The sequence below is a fragment of the Modestobacter sp. URMC 112 genome (assembly GCF_053502575.1).
In genome coordinates, this window is the sequence record NZ_CP199957.1 from 4,176,616 (window position 1) to 4,202,949 (window position 26,334).

General features: G+C 76.3%; 19 protein-coding genes and 1 tRNA gene. 6 read left to right on the forward strand and 14 right to left on the reverse strand.

All coding sequences use genetic code 11. From position 1 onward, the window contains the following. Positions 1-50: 50 nt before the first annotated feature. A complete protein-coding gene (locus ACWIX6_RS19900; protein WP_448614170.1) occupies positions 51-860 on the reverse strand; it encodes a Bax inhibitor-1/YccA family protein in 810 nt (269 codons plus the stop codon). A 185-nt stretch (positions 861-1,045) separates the two neighbouring features. Between ACWIX6_RS19900 and ACWIX6_RS19905 the strand changes: the two genes are divergently transcribed. Then, complete coding sequence (locus ACWIX6_RS19905) at positions 1,046-2,239, forward strand: MalY/PatB family protein (RefSeq protein WP_448614171.1); 1,194 nt, start codon at positions 1,046-1,048, stop codon at positions 2,237-2,239. Positions 2,240-2,250: 11 nt separating this feature from the next. Here ACWIX6_RS19905 and ACWIX6_RS19910 read toward each other — a convergent pair. The 3 genes from ACWIX6_RS19910 to ACWIX6_RS19920 form a co-directional block, all read right to left on the reverse strand. Continuing rightward, a tRNA-Leu gene (locus tag ACWIX6_RS19910) sits at positions 2,251-2,324 on the reverse strand. A gap of 47 nt (positions 2,325-2,371) precedes the next feature. Beyond that, complete coding sequence (locus ACWIX6_RS19915; RefSeq protein WP_448614172.1) at positions 2,372-3,754, reverse strand: NAD(P)/FAD-dependent oxidoreductase; 1,383 nt, start codon at positions 3,752-3,754, stop codon at positions 2,372-2,374. 45 nt (positions 3,755-3,799) lie between these two features. Further along, complete coding sequence (locus ACWIX6_RS19920) at positions 3,800-4,567, reverse strand: uracil-DNA glycosylase (protein WP_448614173.1); 768 nt, start codon at positions 4,565-4,567, stop codon at positions 3,800-3,802. Between the two features lie 63 nt (positions 4,568-4,630). Between ACWIX6_RS19920 and ACWIX6_RS19925 the strand changes: the two genes are divergently transcribed. Continuing rightward, positions 4,631-4,936 carry a DUF4235 domain-containing protein gene (locus ACWIX6_RS19925; protein WP_448614174.1) on the forward strand — a complete coding sequence of 102 codons (306 nt, stop codon included), beginning with the start codon at positions 4,631-4,633 and terminating at the stop codon, positions 4,934-4,936. Between the two features lie 137 nt (positions 4,937-5,073). Here the strand turns inward: ACWIX6_RS19925 and ACWIX6_RS19930 are convergent, their stop codons facing one another. From ACWIX6_RS19930 to eno, 4 genes are read right to left on the reverse strand one after another with little or no spacing between them, the layout of a single operon-like run. Beyond that, positions 5,074-6,024 carry a Ppx/GppA phosphatase family protein gene (locus ACWIX6_RS19930; protein WP_448614175.1) on the reverse strand — a complete coding sequence of 317 codons (951 nt, stop codon included), beginning with the start codon at positions 6,022-6,024 and terminating at the stop codon, positions 5,074-5,076. Then, complete coding sequence (locus tag ACWIX6_RS19935; protein WP_448614176.1) at positions 6,021-6,575, reverse strand: DUF501 domain-containing protein; 555 nt, start codon at positions 6,573-6,575, stop codon at positions 6,021-6,023. Before ACWIX6_RS19935 ends, ACWIX6_RS19930 begins: the two co-directional genes overlap by 4 nt. Further along, the gene (locus tag ACWIX6_RS19940) at positions 6,572-7,408 is read right to left on the reverse strand and encodes a septum formation initiator family protein (protein WP_448614177.1); all 837 of its coding nucleotides are present in this window, start codon (positions 7,406-7,408) and stop codon (positions 6,572-6,574) included. The genes ACWIX6_RS19935 and ACWIX6_RS19940 overlap by 4 nt, the downstream gene beginning before the upstream one ends. 31 nt (positions 7,409-7,439) lie before the next feature. Next, on the reverse strand, positions 7,440-8,729 hold the full coding sequence (eno, locus tag ACWIX6_RS19945) for a phosphopyruvate hydratase (RefSeq protein WP_448614178.1): 1,290 nt from the start codon (positions 8,727-8,729) through the stop codon (positions 7,440-7,442). Between the two features lie 125 nt (positions 8,730-8,854). Here eno and ACWIX6_RS19950 point away from each other — a divergent pair, with 125 nt between their 5' ends. Then, a complete protein-coding gene (locus tag ACWIX6_RS19950) occupies positions 8,855-9,811 on the forward strand; it encodes a hypothetical protein (protein WP_448614179.1) in 957 nt (318 codons plus the stop codon). A 66-nt stretch (positions 9,812-9,877) separates the two neighbouring features. Here the strand turns inward: ACWIX6_RS19950 and ACWIX6_RS19955 are convergent, their stop codons facing one another. The 4 genes from ACWIX6_RS19955 to ACWIX6_RS19970 form a co-directional block, all read right to left on the reverse strand. Then, a complete protein-coding gene (locus tag ACWIX6_RS19955) occupies positions 9,878-10,771 on the reverse strand; it encodes a MazG family protein (RefSeq protein ID WP_448614180.1) in 894 nt (297 codons plus the stop codon). A gap of 5 nt (positions 10,772-10,776) precedes the next feature. Further along, positions 10,777-11,805, reverse strand: coding sequence for a SurA N-terminal domain-containing protein (locus ACWIX6_RS19960; protein WP_448614181.1), 1,029 nt, complete (start codon positions 11,803-11,805; stop codon positions 10,777-10,779). Between the two features lie 233 nt (positions 11,806-12,038). Beyond that, the gene (gene mfd, locus ACWIX6_RS19965) at positions 12,039-15,584 is read right to left on the reverse strand and encodes a transcription-repair coupling factor (protein ID WP_448614182.1); all 3,546 of its coding nucleotides are present in this window, start codon (positions 15,582-15,584) and stop codon (positions 12,039-12,041) included. 106 nt (positions 15,585-15,690) lie between these two features. Beyond that, on the reverse strand, positions 15,691-16,134 hold the full coding sequence (locus ACWIX6_RS19970) for an adenylyltransferase/cytidyltransferase family protein (RefSeq protein WP_448614183.1): 444 nt from the start codon (positions 16,132-16,134) through the stop codon (positions 15,691-15,693). Between the two features lie 397 nt (positions 16,135-16,531). Between ACWIX6_RS19970 and ACWIX6_RS19975 the strand changes: the two genes are divergently transcribed. From ACWIX6_RS19975 to ACWIX6_RS19985, 3 genes are read left to right on the forward strand one after another with little or no spacing between them, the layout of a single operon-like run. Continuing rightward, positions 16,532-17,737 (forward strand): YveK family protein, encoded by a 1,206-nt coding sequence (locus tag ACWIX6_RS19975; RefSeq protein ID WP_448614184.1) that lies wholly within the window; start codon positions 16,532-16,534, stop codon positions 17,735-17,737. Beyond that, positions 17,734-19,011: an O-antigen ligase family protein gene (locus ACWIX6_RS19980; protein WP_448614185.1), complete on the forward strand. Its 1,278-nt coding sequence runs from the start codon at positions 17,734-17,736 to the stop codon at positions 19,009-19,011. Before ACWIX6_RS19975 ends, ACWIX6_RS19980 begins: the two co-directional genes overlap by 4 nt. Before the next feature lie 49 nt (positions 19,012-19,060). Further along, the gene (locus tag ACWIX6_RS19985; RefSeq protein ID WP_448614186.1) at positions 19,061-20,197 is read left to right on the forward strand and encodes a glycosyltransferase; all 1,137 of its coding nucleotides are present in this window, start codon (positions 19,061-19,063) and stop codon (positions 20,195-20,197) included. A gap of 30 nt (positions 20,198-20,227) precedes the next feature. Here ACWIX6_RS19985 and ACWIX6_RS19990 read toward each other — a convergent pair whose 3' ends face one another. Both ACWIX6_RS19990 and ACWIX6_RS19995 read right to left on the reverse strand, forming a co-directional pair. Then, the gene (locus ACWIX6_RS19990; protein WP_448614187.1) at positions 20,228-21,508 is read right to left on the reverse strand and encodes a hypothetical protein; all 1,281 of its coding nucleotides are present in this window, start codon (positions 21,506-21,508) and stop codon (positions 20,228-20,230) included. Between the two features lie 197 nt (positions 21,509-21,705). After that, positions 21,706-26,247, reverse strand: a complete 4,542-nt coding sequence (locus ACWIX6_RS19995) for a PKD domain-containing protein (protein WP_448614188.1) — start codon at positions 26,245-26,247, stop codon at positions 21,706-21,708. Between the last annotated feature and the right edge of the window lie 87 nt (positions 26,248-26,334).

Consider the following 26,334-nt stretch of genomic DNA (forward strand, 5'->3'; position numbering starts at 1 on the left):
CCCGGCCCCCGTGCGGGGACCGGGCCACGGTCGTGAGGTGCGGGTGTCCGTTACTCGCGGAAGTAGCTCAGGAGACGCAGGATCTCCAGGTACAACCAGACCACGGTGACGAGCAGGCCGAAGGCGATGTACCAGGCGAACTTCGCCGGGGCACCGCGCCGGATGGCCTCGTCGGCCATGTCGAAGTCGAGCAGCAGCGAGAACGCCGCCACACCGATCACGACCAGGCTGAAGATGATCGCCACCGGGCCACCGTCACGCAGCCCCAGGTCGGCGCCGAAGATGCCGCCGATCAGGTTGGCCAGCATCAGGACCAGGACGCCGATCATGGCGCCGACGATCCAGCGGGTCAGCTTGGGGGTGACCCGGATGGCACCGGTCTTGTAGACCACCAGCATGCCGGCGAAGACACCGAAGGTGCCGATCACCGCCTGCATGACGATGCCCGGGTAGAAGGTGTTGAACGCCTCGCTGAACGCGCCGACCGCGACACCCTGGAGGGCGGCGTAGGCCAGCGTCGCCGCCGGGTTGGCGATCTGCTTGAACGAGATCACCAGGCCGAGCACGAAGGCGACCAGCATGGCGGGCAGCGCCAGGCCCCACGCGGCGTCGCCGGGCATCGCCCAGGTGGCGGCTGCCGCGAGGACAGTCACCAGGAAGGTCAGGCCCGTCTTGGTGACGACGTCGTCCATCGTCAGGTAGCTGGTGCCCTTCGCCGCGTACGGCGACGGAGCGGCGTAGGGGTCGTACTGCGTGGGCGCCCCGCCGTACGTCTGCTGCGGGCCTGCGCCCCAACCGGCGTACTGGCCGTTTCCGGCCGCGGGGAACCCCCGGCTGAAGGCCGGGTTGCTGCTGGGCATCGTCATCTCCTCGAGGTGACTGGTCGGTCCGTGGGGATCAGCTTGGTGCACCCCACGCTGCCAGTACAACGCCGGAGGGTGCCGGTGCGTTCCTGACCGCCCCGCCGTCCCCCGGACGGGTGGCCGGACCGTGCACGGGTAGGACGCGCGCGGGCGCCGGGCACATCCCGGCCGGAGAGGACTCCATGACGCGACAGCTCGAGGTCGACGCCCCGGCGTTCGACGCGGCCGGGATCGACGCGGTGGGCGTGGAGGACCTCCGGCGCATCGGCGGCCTGAAGTGGTCGCAGTACCCCGACGCGATCGGGGCCTTCGTCGCCGAGATGGACTTCGGGACGGCGCCGGCGGTCACCGAGGCGGTGCATGCCGCCGTGGACCGCGGCCTGCTCGGGTACCTGCCGGAGGCGGCCGGACGGCGCATGGCCGAGGCCTGCGCGCAGTGGGCGGGCGACCGGTACGGCTGGGCGGTGGACCCCACCGACGTCCGGCCGCTGGCCGACGTGATCGCCGGCCTGCAGGCCGCGATCGAGCACTTCTCCCGCCCCGGGTCGCCGGTCGTCCTGCCCACCCCGGCCTACATGCCGTTCCTGACGGTCCCGCCCGCCCTCGGCCGGGAGGTGATCGAGGTGCCGATGTCGACCCGGGACGGGCGCTACGGCTGCGACCTCGACGCGCTGGACGCCGCGTTCCGGGCCGGCGGGCACCTGCTGGTGCTGTGCAATCCGCACAACCCGGTCGGCCGGGTGCTGGAGCGGGACGAGATGGCCGCCGTCGCGGAGGTCGTCGAGCACCACCGCGGCCGGGTCTTCTCCGACGAGATCCACGCCCCGCTGGTCCTCCCCGGCCACCGGCACGTCCCGTACGCGTCGATCAGCGAGGTCACCGCCGGGCACACCGTGACGGCGACGTCGGCGTCCAAGGCCTGGAACCTGCCGGGGATGAAGTGCGCGCAGCTCGTCCTGTCCAACGACGCGGACCGCGCGGTGTGGGCGCGGGACGGCCTGCTGCCCGAGCACGGCGCCGCCACCCTCGGGGTCGTCGCGGCCACCGCGGCCTGGTCCGCCGGCGGCCCGTGGCTGGACGGGGTGCTCGACTACCTGGACGGGAACCGGCGGCTGCTCGCCGACCTGGTCGCCGAACACCTGCCCGGGGTCTCGCTCTGCCCGCTGGAGGGCACCTACCTGGCCTGGCTGGACTGCCGCGCGCTGGGCCTGGCCGAGCCGGGCGAGTTCTTCCTCACCGAGGCCGGTGTCGCGCTGATCGACGGCAGCCGGTGCGGAAGAGCCGGCCGCGGCTTCGTCCGCTGCAACATCGCCACGCCGCGGCCGGTGCTGGTCCGGCTGGTCGAGCAGATGGGCGCCGCGCTGGCGCGCCGCTGACCCACCGGCTGTGCCCCCGGTCGGGTTCGAACCGACACTGGGACCCTTTTAAGGGGCCTGCCTCTGCCGATTGGGCTACGGGGGCGGCCGGGCCCCGCGGGGCCCGGCCGCACCCTAGCGCCCGCCCCGCCCTCAGCTGGCCTGTGACGCCCGGCTGCCGGACTGCGCCCTGTCCCCGGCCGACGGCGGGGGCAGCGGGGCGCCCCCGACCGAGGCCTCGAGGAAGTCGTGCCGGGGGTCCTGCAGCTGCCCCAGGGAGATCACCTCGCGCCGGAGGACCGCCGTGAGCAGCCAGTCGGCCAGCACCCGGACCTTGCGGTTGAGGGTGGGGACCCGGCTGACGTGGTACGCGCGGTGCATCATCCAGGCCGGCCAGCCCTTGAGCTTCACGCCGTACACCTGGGCGACGCCCTTGTGCAGACCCAGGCTCGCCACGGAACCGGCGTAGGCGTGCCGGTAGGGCGTGGGTTCCTGACCGGCGAGGACCGCGACGATGTTGTCGGCCAGCCGCTTGGCCTGCCGGACGGCGTGCTGGGCGTTGGGGGCGGTGGTGGCCCCCGGCTCGTCCTTGGTCAGGTCGGGGACGGCGGCCAGGTCACCCGCCGCCCAGGCGCAGTCGGTGCCGACGACCTGCAGGGTCGCCTCGCACCGGACCCGCCCGCGCTCGTCGAGCGGCAGGTCGGTGGCCGCCAGCAGCGGGTGCGGCTTGGTGCCCGCCGTCCACACCAGGGTGTCGCTGGCGAAGGAGTCGCCGTCGCCCGTGGTGACCACCCCGTCGGGCGACACCGACTCCAGCCGGGTGTCCAGCTTGAGCTCCATGCCCCGGGCGACGAGCTGCTGGACGGTCCACTGGCCCATGTCCTCGTCGACCTCGGGCAGGATCCGGCCCGTCGCCTCGACCAGCACCCAGCGCATGTCGTCGGGAGTGAGCCGCGGGTAGTAGTGCTCGACGGCGTACCGGGCCATGTCCTCGAGCTCGGCGAGGGCCTCGATGCCGGCGTAGCCGCCGCCGACGAAGGTGAACGTGAGCGCCTTGCGGCGGACGTCGGGGTCGTCGGTGGAGCTGGCGATGTCCAGCTGGGACAACACGTGGTTGCGCAGGTAGATGGCCTCGCCGACGTTCTTGAACCCGATCCCGTGCTCGCGGAGGCCGGGGATCGGCAGCGTGCGGGCGACCGACCCGGCCGCCATCACGAGGACGTCGTACTTCAGCTCGAACGACTCCCCCACCACGGGGGCGACCTGGGCGGTGCGCTGCGCGTGGCTCACCGCGGTGACGGCGCCGGTTATGACCCGGCAGTGGTCCAGCGTGCGCCGGAGCGGGACGACGACGTGGCGGGGCTCGACCGAGCCGGCCGCGGCCTCGGGCAGGAACGGCTGGTAGGTCATGTGCGGCTGCGGGTCGACGACGATGACGTCGGCCCGTCCGCGGCTCAGCTTCTTCTGCAGTCGCAGGGCGGTGTAGAGGCCGACGTAGCCGCCGCCCACGATCAGGATCACCGGACGCTTGGGCATGCCACACCCTAGGCCCGCCGGGGCCGTGCGACCCGGCGGAATCGGTCAGTCCACCTCGGCGGCCAGCTGGGTGGCCCGGGCGAGCACGGCGTCCAGCATCGGCTCGGTCAGCACCCCGGTGAAGGTGTTCTGCTGGCTGACGTGGTAACTGCCCAGCAGGGTCAGCGGACGCCGCGGTCCGAGCACCGTCACCTCCACCCCGTGGCCGAACGCCGGCCGGGGGCGGGGCAGTGCGTACCCCGCGGCGGCGAGGACCGGCCACAGCGCCGTCCACCCGAACCCGCCCAGGACGACGACCGCCCGCAGCCGGGGCAGCAGCGCCAGCTCCCGGGCCAGCCACGGCGAGCAGGTGTCCCGCTCCTCCGGCGTGGGCGCGTTGGCCGGCGGCGCGCAGCGCACCGCGGCGCACACCCGGACGTCGGTGAGCTCCAGGCCGTCCCCGATGTGCGTCGAGGTCGGCTGGCTGGCCAGCCCGGCCCGCCACAGCGCGGCGAAGATCCAGTCGCCGCTGCGGTCGCCGGTGAACACCCGGCCGGTGCGGTTCCCCCCGTGCGCGGCCGGGGCCAGCCCGACGACGGCGATCCGGGCGTCGGCGGGACCGAGCCCGGGCACCGGCCGGCCCCAGTACTCCTGGTCGCGGAACGAGGCCCGCTTGACCTGCGCCACCTCCTCCCGCCAGCGCACCAGCCGGGGGCAGGCGCGGCAGCCGGACACCCGCTGGTCCAGGACGGCGAGGTCACGCGTCGCCGCGGCGCCCCGGCGGACCCCGGCCGGACTGGCGGTGACCGGGTAGCCGTCGGCGTCGAGTGCCATGCCCGACAGCACAGCACGGTGCGGAGCGGGCGCGGCACCGGCCCCCACGGCATGATCGCCGTCGTGGCGAAGAAGCAGAAGGTCAAGACCCCGCTGTTGTACAAGCTGCTGGGCCCGGCGATGGCGATCCCGAGCGGCATCGTGGTCCGGAAGGTCGCCGACGCCGCGTGGCTGAAGGTCCGCGGCTACCCGCCGCCGAAGAACCCGGCCGCGCCCGGCGTCTCGTGGCCGGACGCGCTGGCCTGGTCGGCGGTCTCCGGCACGCTGTACGCCTTCGCGCGGCTGGTGGCCGCCCAGGGCGCGGCCACCACGTACCAGAAGCTGACCGGCAAGCTGCCGCCCGGCCTCAACGTCGACAGCCCCGCCTGAGGAAGTAGAAGGACCCCGCTGCCCCCCACGCCTCGCAGGCTCGGCGCGGGGCCCTGCAGGAGAAGGACCCCTCTGCCCCCCACGCCTCGCAAGCTCGGCGCGGGCCCCTGCAGAGGGGCCTGACGCCGCGGGCGGCGTCAGGAGCGGGCGAGGCGGAGGGCGATGCCGTCGAGGATGTCATGCTCGCTGACCACGACCTCGTCGAGGTCGAAGGCGTCCATCACCACCCGCAGCACGAGCGCGCCGGCACCGATCACGTCCACCCGGCCGGGGTGCATCACCGGCAGCGCCGCCCGCCGCGCGTGGTCGGCGGTGAGCAGCCCGGCGGTGACCGACCGCACGGCCGCCACCGGGATGCGGGAGCCGTGGATGGCGTCCGCGTCGTAGGCCGGGAGCCGCAGCGCGAGGGCGGCCACCGTGGTCACCGTGCCCGCCAGCCCGACCAGCGTGGCGGCCTGGTCCACGGGCACCACCGCCGCGACCTCGGCCAGTGCGGCCCGGACGTCGGCCTCGGCCGCCTGCACCTCGTCCGGCGTCGGCGGGTCGCCGTGCAGGTGCCGCTCGGTGAGCCGCACGCAGCCCACGTCGACCGAGTGGGCCGCCCGGACGCCCGCGGCGTCGCCGAGCACGAACTCGGTGGAGCCGCCGCCGATGTCCACCACGAGGTAGGGCGGCCGGGGATCCGGGGTGCCGTGGGCGGCGGCCGCGGCGGCCAGCGACGCCGTCGCGCCCAAGTAGGACAGCCCGGCCTCCTCGATCCCGGTCGCGACGTCGGGCAGCTGGCCGAGCGTGGCGGTGACCATCGCCTCGAACTCGGCCCGGTTGGCGGCGTCCCGGGTGGCGCTGGTGGCCACCATCCGGATGCGCTCGGCACCGAGCTCGCGGGCCTGCGCGGCGTACTCGGCCAGCACCACCCGGGTGCGCTCGATCGCCTGCGGGGCCAGCCGGCCGGTGGCGTCCACGCCCTGGCCGAGGCGGACCACCTCCATCCGGCGCAGCAGGTCGGTGTGCGCACCCTCGGGGGGCACGTCGGCGACCAGCAGCCGGATCGAGTTGGTGCCGCAGTCGATCGCTGCCACCCGGGTCATGCGGACACCGCGCGGACGTCGGCGGGGTCGTCGGACGAGGGCGCGGCGCACGGCCCGGCCGCCCACCACTCCCCCATCTCGGCCACCGCCCGGTCACCGATCGGGTTGACCCCGGGGCCGGCGGCCAGCGCGTGACCGGCCAGGGCGTGCAGGCACTTGACCCGGTCGGGCATGCCGCCGGCGCTGGCCCGGGTGGGCAGCACGTCGCGGGCGTCCCGGGTGGCCAGGAACGACTCGTGCGCCGCCCGGTACCCCGCCGCCAGCTCCGGGTCGGTGCCCAGCTCGTCCTGCCACTCGCGCATCCGGCCGGCGGACTCCAGCCGGCTGGCGGCCGCGGTCGCCCGGGGGCAGGTGAGGTAGTACAGCGTCGGGAACGGCGTGCCGTCCTCCAGCCGCGGTGAGGTCTCGACCACGTCGGGCTGCCCGCACGGGCAGCGGTGTGCCACGCCGGCCAGCGCCCGGGGCGGGCGGCCGAGCTGCCGCCCGACGACGGCACGCTCGGCGTCGGACACGGGGGACGGCTGCGGCGGGCGGGTTCCGGGGTGGCTCACCCGGTCGAGTCTCCGGACGGCGCGGGGGCCGGGGACGCCGGGGGGTCGGCCGGCACGGGACCGGTGGGCACGGTGTCGGTGGGCAGGTTGTCGGCGGGCAGGGTGTCGCTGGGCGCCGGGACGGCGGGCACCGGTGCGGACGGCGCGGACGGCGCAGGAGCGGACGGCGCGGTACCGGACGGCACGGGGGGCGCCGGGTCCGACGTCGACGGCGTGGACGGGACCGGGTCCGAGGGCGCGGGGCCGGTGCCGGGCGCCGGGACGGTGCGCGCCGGCGCCCCGTCGGCGGGCTCGCCGTCCGCCGCGGCCAGCGACCCGAGCAGGCCCTCGTACCAGGGCACCGGGTCGCTGTCCGGGGTGCCGCCGTCCGGCAGCTCCTCCGCCGCCGCGCCGTCCCCGGCGTCCCCCGCGTCACCGACGACGACGAGCCGGTCGCCGGGCAGCACGTAGGTGAGCCGCTCCCGGGCCTGCTGGGCGATGTAGGCGGGGTCGGCCTGCCGGTCCAGCTGGGCCTGCAGGTCCGCGGCCCGCTGGGTGAGCGCCTCCTGCTCGGCGGCCAGCTCGGCCAGCTCCTGGCGGCCGGCGACGTACTGCCGGACCGGCCCGGCGAGCGTCATGGCAAGCAGCAGCACCAGCGCGCCCAGCAGGACGGCGCGCCCGGTGAACCGCGGACCGCGACCCGGGGTGCCGGCGCTGCGCGGCGGCCGGCGGGTGGTCCGGCGTCCCGGCCGGCTGTCCACCGCACCCCGGGCGCCGGCGCGCACCGGCCGGGACGACGCCCGGCGGCGACTGCCGCCGGACCTCCCCTGCCGGTTGCGGGCCGTCGAGCTCACGGGTCCTCCCCGCCGGCGGGCGCCGGCCCGGTCACGCGGTCGGGCGCGCGGCCAGCCTCGGGAAGGCGGCGGCGCCGGCGTAGCGCGCGGCGTCGTCCAGCTCCTCCTCGATCCGGAGCAGCTGGTTGTACTTGGCGACCCGCTCGCTGCGGGCGGGGGCGCCGGTCTTGATCTGGCCGCAGTCGGTGGCCACGGCGAGGTCGGCGATCGTGGTGTCCTCGGTCTCGCCGGACCGGTGGCTCATCATCGACCGGTAGCCCGACCGGTGCGCCAGGTTCACCGCGTCCAGGGTCTCGGTGAGGGTGCCGATCTGGTTCACCTTGACCAGCAGCGCGTTCGCCGCGCCGCGGGCGATGCCGTCGGCCAGCCGGGTGGGGTTGGTGACGAACAGGTCGTCGCCGACGATCTGCACCCGGTCGCCCAGCGCGGTGGTCATCGCCACCCAGCCGTCCCAGTCCTCCTCGGACAGCGGGTCCTCGATGGACACGATCGGGTAGGCGTCGACCAGCTCGCGGTAGTAGCCGACGAGGTCCTCGGCGGACAGCGTCCGGCCCTCGAACGCGTAGCCGGCCTCGCTGTGGAACTCGGTGGCGGCGACGTCGAGGGCGAAGGCGATGTCGGTGCCCACGCCGTAGCCGGCCGCCTCCACCGCCTCGACGATCAGGTCCAGGGCGTCCCGGTTGCTCGGCAGCGAGGGGGCGAACCCGCCCTCGTCGCCGAGGCCGGTGGAGAGCCCGCGCTTCTTGAGCACCGACTTGAGCGCGTGGTAGGTCTCGGTGCCCACGGCCAGCGCCTCGGCGAAGGTCGCCGCGCCGATCGGGGCGATCATGAACTCCTGCACGTCGACGTTGCTGTCGGCGTGCGCGCCGCCGTTGAGGATGTTCATCATCGGCACCGGCAGCAGGTGCGCCGACGGGCCGCCGACGTAGCGGAACAGCGGCAGGCCGGAGGACTCGGCGGCGGCCCTGGCCACCGCCAGGCTCACCCCCAGGACGGCGTTGGCGCCCAGCCGGGACTTGTCCGGGGTGCCGTCGAGGTCCAGCAGGCGCTGGTCGACCAGCCGCTGCTCGGAGGCCTCGAAGCCGACCAGCTCCGGGCCGATGACGTCCAGGACGCCGTCGACGGCCTGGGTCACGCCCTTGCCGTTGTAGCGGCTGCCGCCGTCGCGCAGCTCCACCGCCTCGAAGGCGCCCGTGGAGGCGCCGCTCGGCACCGCCGCCCGGGCGATCGTCCCGTCGTCGAGGGCGACCTCGACCTCGACGGTGGGGTTCCCGCGCGAGTCGAGGATCTCCCGCGCGCCTACTGCGTCGATGCTGGCCACGGCGTCAGCCTAGCCAGGCGGGCGCGTCGGACGGGACACCACGCCCGGACCGCTCCCGGCCGCCCCCGCCGCCTACGTCCCGGCTGGGAGCAGGGCCGGGGTCCCGGCTGGGAGCATGGCCGGCGATGAGCACCCCGCCCCGGCCCCGCCCGCACCGCCGCGCGGTCGCCCAGCTGCTGCTCGGGCTGGTGCCCGTGCTCGTCGTCGGCCTGGTGGCGCTCACCGTGCTGGCGGCGCGGCTGCCGTCCGCCCGGGCGCCGCTGGCCGCGGCCACAGCCACCGCCGCGGCCACGGTCACCGAGGGCGGCGGACCACCGGACGGGCGGGGGCTGGCGGTCGCCTTCCGGGACGACGACGGCCGGGAGCGGACCGGTCGGCTGGTGCTGCGCCGCCCGCTCGACGTCCCGCCCGGCGCGGCGCTGACGGTCCGCTACGACCCGGACGACGCGGGGGACCCGGTCCGGGTCCACGCCGACGGGGACGCCACCTCGGCGGTGGTCACCGACCTGCTGTTCGGGCTGCTCGCGGTGGTCGCCGTCCTGGCGGTGACCGGTGCGCTCACCGCCGCCCGGCTGCTCGGCCGGCCCCGGTTGCACCGCCGGCCGGTGACGCGCGCGGCGGCGACCCACCTGGTGGGCCGGCAGGGCCTGGTGGTGCGCAGCTGGCTGGAGCTGTCCACCGCGGCCGGGACGCGCTGGCTGCCGGTCCACTGGGCGCCGGAGCTGGAGCGGCTGGCCCCGGGCGCCCAGCTGACCGTGCACGGCGACCCGGCCCGCGACCGGCTGGTGCTGCCGGTGGTCGACGGCAGCGAGGTGTGGCCGTCGGGCCGGGTGCGGTCACGCGAGCCGCGCGGGGACCTGCGCCAGGCCGGGGTGGACCGGGAGGCGACCGACCTCGGGATGGCCCGGCAGGCGCGGGCCGACGGGGTGCTGCCGTTCCTGGCGCCGGTGCTCGGCCTGCTGTGGGCCTACGTCAGCGAGAGCGGGACCGGCGGCTTCCTGGTGACCACGGCGCTGGCCGCCGGGGTGCTCTTCTGGCTGCCCCAGCTGCTGGGCTCGGACCCCCGGGCCACCCGAGCCTGACGGCCCCGTTGCAGGGGCCCGCGGCGAGCTCGCGAGCCGTGGGGGGCAACGGGGTCCTTCCTCCACTCAGGAGGCGGCGGCGTCCAGCTCGTCGGCGTAGCGGCGGACGGCGGCGCGCAGGGCGTCCTCGGCGTCCCAGCCGCGGTCCCGGGCGGCGACCACCAGCCCGAGCAGCTGCTCCCCCAGCTCCGCGGCGTCCCGGGCGGTCAGCTCGGCCGCGGCCGGCGTGGGCAGCCCGGCGCGGGCCGCGCGCCCGGCCAGGGCGGCGCCCCAGGAGGTGGCCGGCTGGGAGCGGGAGACGCCCTCGGTGGGCGAGCGTCGCTGCTTCTCGGCCTTCTTGATCTCCTCCCACCCCCGCTCGACCGCGGCCACGTCCCGGGGACCGGCGTCCCCGAAGACGTGCGGGTGCCGGCGGACCAGCTTGTCGACCAGGCCGGCCGCCACGTCGTCGACGTCGAAGGCGCGCGCCGGGTCGGCCTCGGCGGCGACCCGGGCGTGGAAGGCGACCTGCAGCAGCACGTCGCCGAGCTCCTCGCGCATGGCGACCGGGTCGTCGTCGACGATCGCGTCGTAGGCCTCGTGCGCCTCCTCCAGCAGGTACCCGCGCAGCGAGGCGTGCGTCTGCTCGGCGTCCCAGGGGCAGCCGCCGGGTGAGCGCAGCCGGTCCATCACGGTCACCACGTCCAGCAGCCGGGCCCCCGGCGGCTCAGGGGCGCCGGCCACCAGCGGGCCCGCGCCCTCGGCCTCCTCGGGGGTGAGCAGGCAGGTCGCCCCAGGGGGCACGTCGGCCAGCGCGGCGACGTCGGTGACCGGCGTCCCGGCCTCGCGCAGCGCCTGCGCGGTGGCCGCTGCCCCGGGCAGGGCCACCAGCGGGTCGGCGGACCGCACGGCCTGCCAGCCGGCGGGGGCGAGGAGGCCGGGGAGCCGCGGGCTGACGGAGACCAGGACGGGGGTCGGCACGCCCGTCAGTCTCCGCTGCCCCCTGCGGGCGGCGCGCCGGGAGTCCCGGGCGGGGTCTGGGCCGCGCCGGCGCCGGCGTCCTCCAGCAGCTGCACCACCCCGCCCTGGCCGGGGACGACCTGGCCGTCCTGCAGCACCCCGTAGCGCGGGTTGACGGTGACGTCGAGGTCGGCCTGCACGTCGGCGACCAGCTGGGCGCCGGCCTGGTCGGCCTCGGTGCCGGCCTGCTGGGCGAGCTGCTCACGGGCCTCGGCGAAGGTCGGGACGACGCTGCCGGCCACGAAGCCGACGACGACGCCGCCGGCCTCCGGGACGGCGCGGGCGAACCCCTGGCCGGGCGGGGTCGCCGCGACCGGCTCGGCGAGCACCTCGGGCACCTCCCCGGGCCCGAAGGGCCGGACCGCGGGCAGCGTGTTCGGGCCGGGGTGCTGCGCCGCCAGCGCCGGGTAGGCGGCGGGGTCGGCGACGAGCTGGGCCAGCACGGCGTCGCCGGTGGCCTGGTCGGGCACGGTGATGATGCCCAGCTGGACCTGGGCCAGCGAGGCGCGCGCCTCCTCGTAGCGGCGCTGCAGCGCGGCCTCGGAGAGGTCGGCCTCCCCGGCGGCCGCGGCCAGCTGCACCCGGACCAGCTGCTGGCGGACGTTCTCCTCCACGTCCTCGGCGCTGACCCCCTGCTCCTGCGCCAACTGGCGGAAGACGCCCTCCGGCTCGGCCCCGGCCAGCAGCGTGCCGATCCGCTCCCGCACCTGCTCGTCGGTCACCGTGACGTCGTAGCGGGCGGCCGCGACGTCGTAGACCTCCTCGGCCACCTGCAGTCCCAGCACCTGCCGGGTGTAGCCGGTCCGGTCGGCGGCGGCGAACGCGGCGATGTCGGGGTCGGCCAGCCGCTCGTCGACCGCCGTCCGCAGCTCGGCGACGCTCACCTCGGCGTCGCCGACGTAGGCGGCGACGTTCGGGGACGTGCGGCAGCCGGCCAGGACGGCGACCCCGGCCAGGCCGACGGCGAGCACGGCGGTTCCTCTGCGACGCGACACGCCAACGAGCGTGCCACAGCCGGTGTGCCGCACGCCGCAGACGCACGTGGTGCCGTTGGCCCCGTCCCGGGACCCGCCGTGAGCTCGTGAAGGGCGGGGAGGACGGGGTCCTCCGTCAGGAGGTGACGGTCAGGCCCCTGCCGGGCCCCGCCGCGAGTGGAAGGACCCGCTCCTCCCCGACCCTCGCGAGCTCGGGCCGGGCCCCTGGAGCGGGCCATGGGCAGGAGGCCCCCTCAGGAGGCGACGGGAACGGGTGCCTCCAGGACGGCGGACAGCAGGGCGTGCAGCTTCTCGAGCAGCGCCACGTCCCGCAGCGGGGTGCGGCGGTCCGGGCCGACCGGCACCTTCAGCGACACCGTCTGCACCGTCGACTTGTAGGTCGCGCCGTCGGCCAGCCGGGCCAGCTTCATCTGCTGGGACTCCCGCAGGTCGACCGGGCTCACCCGGATCGACCGGCCCTGCATGGACACCTCGGTGACGCCCAGCGTGCGCACCGCGGCACGGAACCGCGCGACGGCCAGCAGGTTGAGCACCGGCGCGGGCGCCGGGCCGTAGCGGTCGGTCAGCTCGTCCAGCACGGCCTGCGCCTGGTCGTCGTCGGTCACCGAGGCCACCTTGCGGTAGGCCTCCATCCGCAGCCGTTCACCGGGCACGTAGTCGTGCGGCAGGTGCGCGTCGACCGGCAGGTCGACCCGGACGTCGGCCGGCTCCACCGCCGGGGACTCCCCCGTCGCCTGCGCCCGGTAGTCGCTGACCGCCTCCCCGACCAGCCGCACGTACAGGTCGAAGCCGACCCCGGCGATGTGCCCGGACTGCTCGCCGCCGAGCAGGTTGCCCGAGCCGCGGATCTCCAGGTCCTTCATCGCCACCGCCATGCCGGCGCCGAGGTCGGTGTTGTGCGCGATGGTGGTCAGCCGGTCGACCGAGGTCTCGGTCAGCGGCTTGGACGGGTCGTAGGTGAAGTAGGCGTACGCGCGCTCCCGGCCGCGGCCGACCCGGCCGCGGATCTGGTGCAGCTGCGACAGCCCGAAGGCGTCGGCCCGGTCGACGATCAGGGTGTTGGCGTTGGGGATGTCCAGCCCGGACTCGACGATCGTGGTGGCGACCAGGACGTCGTACTCCTTCTCCCAGAAGCCGACCATGATCCGCTCGAGCTCATGCTCCTTCATCTGCCCGTGCCCCACCGCGATCCGGGCCTCGGGCACCAGGTTGCGGATCTTCGCCGCGGCCTTGTCGATCGACTGCACCCGGTTGTGGATGACGAACACCTGGCCGTCGCGGAGCAGCTCGCGGCGGATCGCGGCGGCCATCTGCTTGTCGTCCCAGGCGCCCACGTAGGTCAGCACCGGGTGCCGCTCCTCCGGCGGGGTGAGGATCGTCGACATCTCCCGGATGCCGGTCAGGCTCATCTCCAGGGTGCGCGGGATCGGGGTGGCCGACATCGACAGCACGTCGACCGCCGTCCGCATCGTCTTCAGGTACTCCTTGTGCTCGACCCCGAAGCGCTGCTCCTCGTCCACGACGACCAGCCCGAGGTCCTTGAACCGGGTGGTCGGCTGCAGCAGCCGGTGCGTGCCGACGAGGATGTCGACCTCACCGGCGGCGAGCTTGCGCAGCGTCTCGTCGCTCTCGGTCTTCGACTGGAACCGGGACAGCACCGCCACCGTCACCGGGAACTGCGCCATCCGCTCGGAGAAGGTCTTGAAGTGCTGGTTGGCCAGCAGCGTCGTCGGCACCAGGACGGCGACCTGCTTGCCGTCCTGCACCGCCTTGAACGCCGCCCGGATGGCGATCTCGGTCTTCCCGTAGCCGACGTCGCCGCAGATGATCCGGTCCATCGGCACCGGCTGGGCCATGTCGGCCTTGACCTCGTCGATCGCGGCCAGCTGGTCAGGGGTCTCGTGGAACGGGAAGGCGTCCTCCAGCTCCCGCTGCCAGACGGTGTCCGGACCGAAGGCGTGGCCCTTGCTCGCCATCCGCGCCGAGTACAGCCGGATCAGCTCGGCGGCGATCTGCTTGACCGCCTTGCGGGCCTGGCCCTTGGTCTTGGCCCAGTCCGCGCCGCCCAGCTTGGACAGCGCGGGCGCCTCGCCGCCGACGTAGCGGGTCAGCTGGTCCAGGGCGTCGGTGGGCACGAACAGCCGGTCCGGCGGCTGGTTCCGCTTGCCTGGGGCGTACTCGACGATCAGGTAGTCGCGCTGGCCGCCGTGCACGGTGCGGCTGACCATCTCCACGTAGCGGCCGATGCCGTGCTGCTCGTGCACGACCAGGTCACCGGGCTGCAGCTGCACCAGGTCCACGGCGTTGCGCCGGCGGGCCGGCATCTTCGTCGCGTCCCGCATCGACGTGCCGCGCTGGCCGGTGAGGTCGTGCTCGGTGACCAGCGCCAGGCCGATGCCCGGGAAGGCGAACCCGGCGTCCAGGTTGCCCTGGGTGACGTGGGTCAGGCCGGCGTCAGGAGCGGCCTCGATGCCGGGCACCAGCCGGGCGCCGAGGTCGGCCTCGGTGAGCTGGTCGGTGGCGCGCTGGGCGGGGCCCGGGCCGGCGAAGGTCAGCACCACCCGCCAGCCCTCCCGGCCCCACGTCCGCAACTGGTCGAACGCCCGGGCCTGGTCGCCGTGGAACCGCTCGACCGCGGTGGCGTCCAGCGCGACGTGGGTGTCGTCGTCCTCGGTGGCGAGGGTGAACGCACCCGTCGTCCACCACGGCAGCCCGCGGCCGCGGGCGGCGTCCGCGACGTCAGCGAGGTCGCGGAAGGACGACGCGCCCAGGTCGATCGGCGCCTCGCCGGCCGCGGCGGCGGTCTGCCACGAGGCGGCCAGGAACTCCTCCGCGGTGCGCACCAGGTCCGCGGCCCGGCTGCGCACCCGCTCGGGGTCGAGCACCAGCACGTGCGTCCCGAGCGGGACCAGGTCGGTGAGCAGGTCCATCGCGTGCCCGCCGATCAGCGCCGGGATGAGCGACTCCATCCCCTCCACGGCGATGCCCTCGGCGAGCTTGCCGGCCACCTCGGCCAGCTCCGGGTGGTCGACGGCCAGCTGTGCGGCGCGGGCCCGGACCTCCTCGGTGAGCAGCAGCTCCCGGCACGGCGGCGCCCACAGCCGTTCGGGACGCTCGTCCAGCGACCGCTGGTCGCTCGCGGAGAAGTACCGCAGCTCGTCGACCTCGTCGCCCCAGAACTCGACCCGCACCGGGTGCGGCTCGGTGGGCGGGAAGACGTCGAGCAGGCCGCCGCGGAGGGCGAACTCCCCGCGCTTCTCGACCAGCTCCACCCGGGTGTAGGCGGCGTCGATCAGCGCGCGGGCGACGTCGTCCAGCTCCGCGGTCTGCCCGGGACGCAGCTCCACCGGCACCAGGTCGCCCAGCCCCGGGGACAGCGGCTGCAGGACGCTGCGGACGGGGGCGACGAGCACGTCGATGGCTCCGCCCTCACCGGGGTGCGCCAGGTCGCGGAGGACGGCGAGCCGGCGGCCCACGGTGTCCGCGCGGGGCGAGAGCCGCTCGTGCGGCAGGGTCTCCCAGGCCGGGAAGACCGCGACCCGCCGGTCGGGGACGACGCAGCGCAGCAGGTCGGCGACCGCGTCGGCGTCCCGCTCGCCGGCCGTCACGACCAGCACGGGCACGCCGGCGCCCGGCTGCCCGGCCGCCAGGGCGGCGGCCACCAGCGGCTGCACCGACGGCGGCGCCGTGACGGCCAGCTCGGGAGAGCCGGCCCTCGCCACGACCGAGGCCAGGCCGGGGTCGGTCAGGACGACGTCGAGCACGCCGCGCAAGCTCACGGGGGCCGCTCCTGGTTCCTGGGCCCACGCCCGGCACGCCGGGTGCGCGCGGGGGGCCGTCGCCCAGGATATGCCGGGCGCCGAGACGCCGCGGCCGGTGCGCAGGTCAGGCCAGGGCGGCCGCCGGCTGCTCGGCGGTGATCACCGACAGCGCCGTGCGCAGCAAGGTGCTCGAGGTGTGCATCGTGTACGGGAAGTAGCGGACCTCGACGCCCAGGGCGGCGAAGTCGCGTTCCAGGGCGTCGCCCTTGGCCGTGCCCCGCCAGTCGTCGCCCTTGAACAGCACGTCGAAGCGGACCTCGCGCCAGGTCTCGACCTTGTCCGGGACGACCTCGGCGTGCACCGCGTCCACGAAGCGCAGGTTGCGGACGATCTCCATCCGCTCCGCCAGCGGCACGACCGGGAGCCGGCCCTTGGTCTGCAGCAGGACGTCGTCGGCGACGACACCGGCGACGAGCACGTCGCAGTGCTCACTGGCGTGCCGGAGCACGTTCAGGTGGCCGATGTGGAACAGGTCGTACGCGCCGGGGGCGTAACCGACGACGGGCATGGGTCCTCCTCGGTCCCGGCCGGCGGTGGGGAGACCGCCGACCGTCTACGACCACGCTCGGTGACCTGTCCTCAGGGGACGGCCCGCCGTGCCTGGCTGATGACCGCGAAGCTAGCCCGGATCCGATCACCCTCCGTCATGTCCGCCGGGGCGCTCACCCGTTCGGGCTGCGGATCCGACCCGCTCGGGTCACCCGTCCCGGGCCGCCGTCGGAGCGCCCGGCACCGGAGGGTGCGCGCCGGCCCCCGGAAGGGTGAGCCCGTCCGGGAAGCGGGCTCCGGAGGGCCCCGGCCACCCGAGAATCGCTGCGGGGAACAGCCCACCCGGCGCGACCGCAGGCGGCCGCCCGGCTGTCCCCGTGCCCGTGCAGGTGCCGGGCGCGACAGGGAGCGGGGACATGGAACTCACGGACTACATCGCAGCGCTGCGCCGGCACTGGCGCGTCTGGCTGGGCATCACGGCGGCCGCGCTGGCCGTCGCCCTGGTCGTCATCGGCCTCACGCCGCGCACGTACCAGGCGACCGCGCAGGTGTTCGTGAGCAGCACCACCGACAGCGGCAGCCCCCAGTTCGTCAGCCAGCGGGTCACCAGCTACCCCGACGTCGCGGTGAGCGCCGCCGTCCTCGGCCCGGCCGGTGAGCGGCTGGGCACGTCCACGACCCTGCGGGAGCTGCGCAGCCAGGTGACGGCCACCAACCCGCCGGACACCTCGCAGATCGACGTGGTCGCGACCACCCGGGACGCCGCGTCCGCCGCGGCGGTCGCCAACGCCGTCGCGACCGAGTTCGCCGACGTCGTCGAGGACCTGGAGCAGTCGGCCTCCGGGCGCTCCCCGGTGTCGCTCACAGTGACCAACCCGGCGACCGAGCCGACCGGCCCGGCCTCGCCGCAGACGCTGCACGTGCTCGCGCTCGCCGCCGTCCTGGGGCTGCTGCTCGGTGCGGCCGCGGCGATCGTGCGCAGCCGGACGGACACCCGGCTGCACACCGCCGCGGACGTGCGGGCCCTGGGCGCGCCCGAGACCGTGCTCGCCCCGCCCACCGGGAGGGTCCGGTCCGGCCGGCCGGCGGTGACCCTGGCGCGCCGGCTGGAGGCGCGGGCTGAGTCGGGGCCGGTGCGCGTCGGCTTCCTCTGCCCGGCCCCGGGGGGACGGGCGGCGGCCGAGGCCCTGGCCGGCGAGGTCGCCGCGGAGCTGACCGCACTCGGCGTGCCGACCGCGCTGGACGGCGCCGGGGACCGGACCGGGCCGGACGGCGCCCGGGTGGTCCTCGACATGGCGGAGCCGCACGCCCCGCTGCGCAGCTGGCGGGCCGCGGCCGTCACCACCGACGGCGTCGTGCTCGTCGTGCCCAGCGGCCGGGTCGAGGCCGCCGCTCTGCTGGAGCTGCGCACCGTGCTCGCCGACGCCGGGCTCCCCGTGCTGGCGACCGCGGTCACCCCTCGGCCCGCGCGGTCGGCGCGATCCGGGGCGGACACCGCCGCGACCGCGGGCACCGGCTCCGAGGTGAGGGCGGAGCGGTCCGCGGACGGTGTCCCCGTGCCTGCGGCTGCCGTCGTCCCGACCGCCCGCGACCCGCGGTCCGCGCCGGCCCTCCGCCGGTGAGCGCACCGGTGCTGCCGCACGGCAGCGCCGCGGACGCCCCGGTCGCGGCGACCCCCTCCCCGGCCCGCCCGCCGATCGGCACGGGCGGCACCGCCCGGACCGGGGTGGCGCTGCTGCTCGTGGCCGGGACGGTCGGCTGGCGCCGCGGCGAGTACTTCGCCGGCTCCATCGACCCGGTGGTGGCGGGCAAGGGCCTGATCAGCCTGCTGGCCCTGGCCGGGGCGTTCCTCCTGGCCTCGGCCGCCGGGCCGGCCCGCCGTCGGCTGGGCACCGGCTCGCTGTGGTTCCTCGCCGTCCTGCTCGGCTGCTCGCTGCTGGGCGCCCTCACCTCCGGCCGGCTGCTCCCGGGCGCGGTGGTGTCGGCGCGGGTCGCGGTGCTGGCCGCCACCGTGTTCTTCCTGCTGCGCGCCGGCACCCTGCTCCAGTTCTCCACCGCGCTGGCCCGGGCGTGCGGCCTCATCGGGTCCGTCGCCGCCGTCACCGGGCTGCCCGCGGCAGCCGCCACCGGCCGGCTCGCCGGCGGGCTGCCGCCCCTGGCGCCCAACGAGCTGGCCCTGCTGGCCGGCGTCGTCGTCGTCCACGTCACCTGGCGGGCGGTGCTCGGGGACGTCGGCCCGGGCCGGGCGGTCGCGGCGCTGCTCGCCCTCGGCGTCATCTGGCAGACCGGGTCCCGCACCGGGCTGCTGATGCTCGTGGTCGGCCTGCTGGTCGTCGCCGCGCACGTCCGGCGGGCCCGGGTGGGCCTGGTGGTCAGCGGCCTGCTGCTGGCTGCGCTGGGCGTGCTGGCCGTGGTCACGACCGGCGCCGTCGCTGGCTTCGCGGAACGGGACGGCGCGGGCGTGAGCACGCTGCACTCCCGCTTCATCGCCTGGCGCGCGTCGCTGACCTGGGCGGACTCGGCCTGGCAGCAGGTCTTCGGGGGCGGCCTGTCGGTGAAGATCATCCGGGTGCAGGGCCAGCTCTGGGACACCCAGCCGCTGGACAGCAGCTGGGTGTCCGCGCTGGTGCAGACCGGCGTCCTGGGGCTGCTGGTCGCCGCCTGCTGGGCCGCGTGGGTGCTCCGCGGTGCCTGGCGCGCACCCCGGCCGCACCGCGCGCTGTTCCTCGGGCTGCTGGTCTTCCTGCTCGGCCGCAGCGTCCTGGAGAGCGGCCTGTTCGACGCCACGCCGGCCTTCCTGGCCTTCGTGGCGGTCTCGCTGCTCGCCGAAGGAGGCTCCCGCGAGCGGCTGGCCGCCGAGCTCCGTTCCTCCGCGGGCGACGGCCCCGCGCTCTGACACCATGGCCCGGTCCGCCGCGGGACGAGCTCGGAACGGGAGGGACGACGTGACCGTCGGGACCGTGCTGGTCGCCCACCCCTCCGCCGACCTCTACGGGTCCGACCTCCAGCTGCTGGAGAGCGTGCGCGGGCTGACCGACGCCGGCTGGCGGGTCGAGGTCTCCCTGCCCGCACCCGGCCCGCTCGTCGACCGGCTGCGCGACGCGGGCGCCGCGGTCGGCCTGCTGGACGTCCCGGTGCTCCGCAAGTCGCTGCTGCGGCCGGCCGGCTTCCTCCGCCTCGTCGCCGGCAGCGCCCGCGCGCTGCCCGCGATGCTGCGGCTGCTGCGCGCAACCGGCCCGGACGCGGTGTACGTGAACACGGTGACCGTCCCGCTCTGGCTCGTCGCCGCCCGGCTGGCCCGCCGTCCCGCCCTCTGCCACGTGCACGAGGCGGAGGACGACGCCCCCCGCCTGGTCTCCACGCTGCTCAACGCCCCGCTGCTGCTGTCCCGGACCGTGGTGGTGAACAGCCGGGCCGCCGCGGGCACGCTGCTGCGCGCCGTGCCGCCGCTGGCGTCCCGCACCGAGGTGGTGCACAACGGCGTGCCAGGCCCCGGCCGGGCACCGGTCCCGGCCGATGCGGACGGCGGCCCCCGCCGGGTCGTGCTGGTCGGCCGGCTCTCCCCGCGCAAGGGCACCGACGTGGCCGTGGAGGCGCTGGCGCTGCTGCGCGCACAGGGCCGCGACGTCCGGCTGGAGCTCTGCGGGTCGGTGTTCCCCGGCTACGAGTGGTTCGAGGACCAGCTGCGCGCCCGGGCGTCCGAACCCGACCTGGCCGGCGCCGTGACGTTCTCCGGCTACACCTCGCCGACCTGGCCGGCGCTGGCCCGCGCCGAGGTGGTGCTGGTGCCCTCCCGCGCCGAGCCGTTCGGCAACGCCGCGGTCGAGGCCCAGCTGGCCGGCCGGCCGGTGGTCGCCTCGGCGGTGCAGGGGCTGGCGGAGATCGTCACCTCCGGGGAGACCGGGCTGCTCGTGCCGCCGGACGACGCGCCGGCACTGGTCGCGGCGATCGCGGCGGTGCTCGACGACCCCGCGCTGGCCCGCTCGCTGGCCGACGCGGGCCGGGCCTCCGCGGAGCGGCAGTTCACCACCGGGCGGTACCGGGCCGCGATCAGCGAGGCGGTCCGGCGCACCCGTCGGTGACCGCCCGCCGCCGGCCCGCGCTCCCGGCGGTCAGGCCGCCGGCGCCGCGACCGGCCGGACGTCGGCGGGTCGCCCCAGCGGCGCGGTGCGTGCGGCGGGGGCCCGCAGCACCGTCCGCCGCACGGCGACGGCGGCGAGCACCGGGCCGGCGGCCAGCGCCAGCGGCGCCCACTGCTGACCGCCGTCCACCAGCAGCGCCAGCGCGGCCACCGGCAGCAGCGCGGCCGGCTCGAGCAGCCGGCAGGTGAGCACCCTGCGCTGCCGGTGGTGGGCGGCCGCCAGCCCCGAGTACGGCAGCAGCAGCGCCGCGGCCACGGCGTAGGCACCCCAGCCGAGGACGGCCGCCACCGGCACGCGGTAGGCCCCGCCGGTGAGCAGCGGTCCGGCGACCGGCAGCAGCAGCACCGCCAGCCCGGTGAGCGCGGCGACCGCGGCGGCCAGGCCGGCGGCGGTGCGGTCGGCCCCGCGGACCGACTCCGCCAGCGGGCGGTGCCGCAGGGCGACGTGCGCCGGGAGCAGGTAGGAGCCCAGGCCGGCGACCAGGACCAGGGTGGGCGCGGTGTAGACCCGGGCGGCCTCCAGGGGCCCGTACGCCGCGGCGCCGAGCGCTCCCACGACCACCAGCCGCAGCGCGGTGAAGACGCCGGGACGGACCGTCTGGGACGCCGCCCGCCAGCTGCCGAAGGTCCAGACCGCCCGCAGGTCCGGCGACCGCCAGGGGCCACGGGCCCGCTCCGCGGCGGGCGCCCGCCCCCAGGCGACGACGGCGGCGCCGACCTGGCCGACGAGCAGGGCCAGCAGGAAGTCCGGGAGGGAGAGCGGTCCGGTGAGCGCGCACCCGGCCAGCGTGAGCAGGGCGAGCAGCAGGCTGGTGGCGTCCACCAGCGGCAGCGCCCACCAGCGCCCGGCGGCCATCAGCAGCCGGCGCAGGGTGTCCTCCAGCACGAAGGCGGTGACCGCCAGCCCCAGGACGACGGCGCCGACGGTCCCGACGACCCCGGTCGCCGCACCGAGCGCCGCGCCGGCCAGGCCCGCCCCGCCCGCGACCAGCACGGCGCACACGTGCAGACCCGCCCGGACCCGCGGCTCGTGCCGGTCCAGCACGGTGAGCGAGTCGCCGACCAGGCCGCTGGCGACGGCGGTGGCCAGCACGACCGCGCCGTACAGCAGGGCGAAGGTGGCGAAGCCCGCCGCGCCGAGGGACCGGGCGGCGGCGACCTGGAGCACCAGACCCGCGGCGGCCTGGGTGACCTGGCCGAGGACCGCCCCGGTGGCCGGCCGGCGGAGCAGCCCGAGCAGGCGCGGGACCACGGTCGACCTCCCTCGGTCAGCGGACGGCGGGCCCGGTCGGCGGGCACGGAGGGTCACCGTGACACGGGCGCGCCGCCGTGTCGTCATCCGAACCGGTGAGCGGAGCCGGGACCGACCCGCCCGGGTGACCCGGCGTGCCGAGGGCCCGGCCCGGCCGCGGGGTGCGGCCGGACCGGGCCCGGCTCACGGGACGACGCTCACGGGACGACGGTGGCGGTGACCGGACCGAAGCGGACCGCGACGGGAGCGGTCGAGCTGCCGGTCAGGTAGGCCGCCAGGCCGATGCCGCCGGCCGCCTGCAGCGACGCGGTGGTGTCGGTCCGGGTGAGCGTCGGCACCGTCGGCTCCGTCGCGCCGGACCAGACGGTCGCCGCCAGGTCGGTGGTGCCGGTGCCGGTGACCCGGAGCCGGACCTGCAGCACGTCGCCGGGGCGGTAGGTCAGCCCGGGGACGAGGACCTCCGTGCCGACCAGCGCCTCGGTGGCCGTCCCGGCCAGCCGGGTGACGCCCACGGCGACCCGGCCGTCGGCCAGGAACCGGAGCCGGGCCCGGTACTCCTGGCTGACCGCGACCCGGCGGCCGGTGACGTGGACGTAGGTCCCGCCGCCGGTCGGCGCGGCCGACAGGGACACCGACGTCCGCAGGTCCGTGCGGGTCTGGGAGACCCCGGCCAGGTGCGAGCCGGTGTTGGTGCCGGCCGCCGGCAGGTCCAGCGTGGCGGTCCCGGCGGCCACCCGCTGCCGGGTCGCGCCGGCCTGCGCCGTCCACGCCCCGCCGACGTCGGCCGTGCCGAGCCCACCGGAGACGGTGCGGTCGAAGGCGTCGGAGGCCACCACCCCGGGGGCGGGCGCCGGCGCCGGGGCCGGAGCGGTCACCGTGACCGGCTGGGTCACCCGCGCGGTGGCACCGTCGTCGTCGGTCACCGTGAGGGTCACCGAGTAGGTGCCCGCCGTGGCGTAGCTGTGCGACGCCTTCGCCCCGGTCCCCCGGGTCCCGTCGCCGAACTCCCAGGCGTGGGCCGCGACCGTGCCGTCGGAGTCGGTGGAGCCCGACGCGTCCAGCGTGGCCACCAGGTCCGCCGCGGTCGAGGTGAACCGCGCCGTCGGCGCCGCGTTCGGCGCCGGCGCCGGGCCCACCGGGACGACGGTCAGCTTGGTGAACCGCACCGCGACCGGGCTGGTGGAGCTGCCGGTCAGGTAGGCCGCCAGGCCGACGCCGCCCGGGGACTGCAGCGAGGCCGTGGTGTCCGTGCGGACCACCGTCGGGGTCGCCGGCTCCGGGGAGCCGGCCGGCCACACGGTCGCCTTCAGGTCGGTGGTGCCGGTGCCGGACACCTGCAGCCGGACCTCCAGCGGCGTGCCCACCCGGTACACCAGGCCCGGCACGAGGACCTCGCTGCCGATCAGGGTCTCGGTGGCCGACCCGGCGAGCCGGGTCGTCCCCACCGCGACCCGGCCGTCGGCCAGGAAGCGCAGCCGGGCCCGGTACTCCTGGTTGACCCCGACCCGGCGACCGGTGAGGTACACGTAGGTCCCGCCGCCGGTCGGGGCGGCCGACAGGGACACCGACGTCCGCAGGTCCCCGCTGGTCTGCAGCACACCGGCCAGGTGAGAGCCGGTGTTGGTGCCGGCGGTCGGCAGCTGCATCGTGGCGGTGCCCGGGGCGACCGACTGGCGCGTGGCGCCGGCCTGCGCCGTCCACGGCCCGCCGGTGTCGGCCGTCCCCAGCCCACCGGACACCGTGCGCCCGAAGGCGTCGGAGGCCAGCGCGGTGGTGGCGGTGGGCGTGGCCACCGTGGCGGTCCGCGTGGTGGAGCCGGTGGCGCCGTCGTCGTCGGTGACCGTCAGCCGCACGGTGTAGCTGCCGTCCTTGGCGTAGGTGTGCTGCGCGGTCGCGCCGGTGCCCGTCGTGCCGTCGCCGAAGTCCCAGGCCCAGGACCTGATGTCCCCGTCGCCGTCACCGGACCCGGAGCCGTCGAAGGCGGCGGTGAGGCCGGTCCCGCCGACGGTGAAGGCCGCGGCGGGGGCGGCGTTCGGCGTGGGCGCCGCCACGGTCAGCAGGCTGGTCCGCCGTCCGGTCGCGCCCTTGTCGTCGGTGACCGTGAGCGTCGCCGAGTAGGTGCCGGGAGCGGCGTAGGTGTGCGCCACCGTCGCCCCGGTGCCCGTGGTGCCGTCCCCGAAGTCCCAGCCGTGCCGGACGACGCTGCCGTCGCGGTCGGTCGAGGCGGAGCCGTCGAAGGTCGCGGTCGAGCCGGCCAGCGAGGTGCTGGACGCCGCCACCGGGGCGACGTTCGTCACCCGGCCGGCGCTGCCCAGCTGCTGGTGGCTGGTGATCACGTCGGGGCTCAGCGCCTTGCGGTACAGGGCGACCTCGTCGAGCTGCCCGGTGAAGTACCGGGCGCCGGACCAGGTGTTGTCCCCGCCGATCCGCCAGTAGCCGGTGTACGGCTCGCCGGCCCTGGTGTCGGCGCGGGAGCCCACCAGGACCCCGTCGACGTACAGCGCCATGCCCGCGGGGCTCAGCGAGGCGACCACGTGGTGCCAGGCGCCGTCGTTGTAGCGGGCCGCGCTGTTCACGGTGCGCAGCTCGCCGGTGAAGACGCCGAAGTACAGCTGGCCGATCGCGGTCATGTAGACGTGCCGGTCGTAGTTGGGGCTCTCCCCGGCGGTGGTGCTGCCGAACCCGATCAGCCGGCCGCCGGCGGTGGTGGTGGTCTGGAACCATGCCTCGACGCTGAAGGTGTTCGGCGTCAGGCCCGGCGTGCGGGTGGAGAGGATGCCGGTGCCGGTCCCGTTCGTGCGGGCGGCGGTGTCGGTGTCGCCGCGCACCGCGCCGGCGCGGCCGAGGGTGACCCCGGCGCCGACCGTGAGGTCGTTGCCGCCCGCCTGGTCGTGGGCGGTCGTGCCGGAGGTCTCCCCCAGCGGCCAGTAGCTCTGGGCGCCGTCCCCGAGGACGGCCTGGGCGTAGGCCCGCGCGGCCGGCGCGGTGCCTGCCGCCACGGTCACCGAGACGGTCCCGCCGGTCGCCGTCCGCCCGGTGGCGTCCGACGCGGTGACCCGGTAGCTGTGCGTCCCGGCCGGCACGTTGCGGTCGGTGAAGAGCATGCCCGGCCGGTCCCACCAGTTGGACCACTGGGTGACGGTGTGCACCGGGGTGGTCCCGCCGTCGCGGTAGACCCGGTAGGTCAGCCGGCCGTTGTCCTGGTCGCTGCTGGCGGTCCAGGTCACCCGGGCGGTCCCGGGCACCAGCGAGACGACCTTGGGGGTCAGCCCGCCGCTGTTGGGGCCGAGCTGGTCCGGGGCGATCGCGGTCACCGCGTAGCGGACCAGGCCCTCCTGGGGAGCGCCGTTGACGTTCTTGAACTCACCGCCGTAGACGACGTACTGCCGGTTCCCGGTGACCGACCAGCCGGCCTGGTTCTGCTTGGTGTAGGTGCCGACCGACATGGTCGGGAACCAGTCCAGCAGCCGGGGCGCGGGCTGGCCGGCGAAGGCGGTGTTCCCGCGCAGGTCGGCGACCGTCTCGTTCCGGCCGACGGCGCTCAGGGACAGCGCGGTGGCGTACCGGAAGACCAACGGGTTGTGGTCGGGGTAGCCGCCGATGTTGGAGCAGTCGTGGGCGTGGGTGGCCAGGTACAGCGCGCTGCCGTTGGAGTAGTTGGAGTAGGAGTCCCCACGGCAGTCGGCGATCCAGCGGACCGCGCCGCCGGCGGCCTCCACCGCGAACGCGCCCTCGAGGTTGCCCGGTCCGTAGAAGTCGTAGCCGGTGCCGTAGACGGCCGACCCGTCGGTGCTGAGGCTGTAGACGGCGGAGTTGACGCCCTGGTTGGTCGTCATCGAACCGATGGCGAAGGGCCGGGTGGCACCGGTGCCGGCGTCCATCGCCCCGACGCCGGTGGCCCGGACGCCGTTGATGGTGTGGAACCGCCCGGACGCGACCACCTGGCTGCCGCCGCCGGTGAGCACCAGGGACAGCACCTCGGTGCTGGTGCGCGCGTTGGCCGCCGTGTCCAGCGTGCCGGGGATCGGCTTGCCGGCCGCGTCGAAGTAGGGCAGCCGGTTGCCGTCGGTCGGGCCGGTGCCCAGCACCGGCGCCCAGGGCAGCACGGCGCCGGTGGCGGCCGACACCGCGGCCAGGCGGGCCCGGGCGAAGGACCCGACGGCCGCGAAGTTGCCGCCCAGGTAGACGGTGGAGTCGGTGGCGGCCAGCGCACGGACGGAGCTGGACACGCTCGGCGCGAAGCCCGGCACCAGCTTCCCGGTGGCCGTGTCGTAGGCGGCGACGTGCCGGCGGGTCTGGCCGTTGGCGACGGTGAAGTCGCCGCCGACGTAGATCCGCGACCCGTCCGGCGACGCGGTCACCACCCGGGCCTGGGCGTTCAGGTCCGGGGCGAACCAAGTGATCAGCGCGCCCGTGCGGATGTCGTAGGCGAGCAGGTTCCGGCGGGTCGTCAGCTGGGTGCCCGGCGCGGCTCCCGCGGGGCGGGCGGTGGCGAACTCGCCCGCGGCGTAGACGGTGGTGCCCACCACGGCCTGCGACCAGACGACGCCGTCGACCTGCACCGTCGGCAGGGCGTCGGCGGTGACCGTGGGCGGGGTGCCCGGGTCGGCCGGGTTGACCGGTGCGGAGTCCGCGCGCGCCGTCCCGGTGAGGACCCCGCCCACGGCGCCGCCGACCAGGAGGCAGCTGAGCACCCCCGCCACCAGCGCCCGCGCCGTCGCCGACGTCCGTCCAGACATCCGTGTTCCCCGCTCGCTCAGCCATCGGCCGGTCCTGGTGGACCGGTCGACGAACACTAAGCGTGACGAGGGCTCCGCCCTCATCCC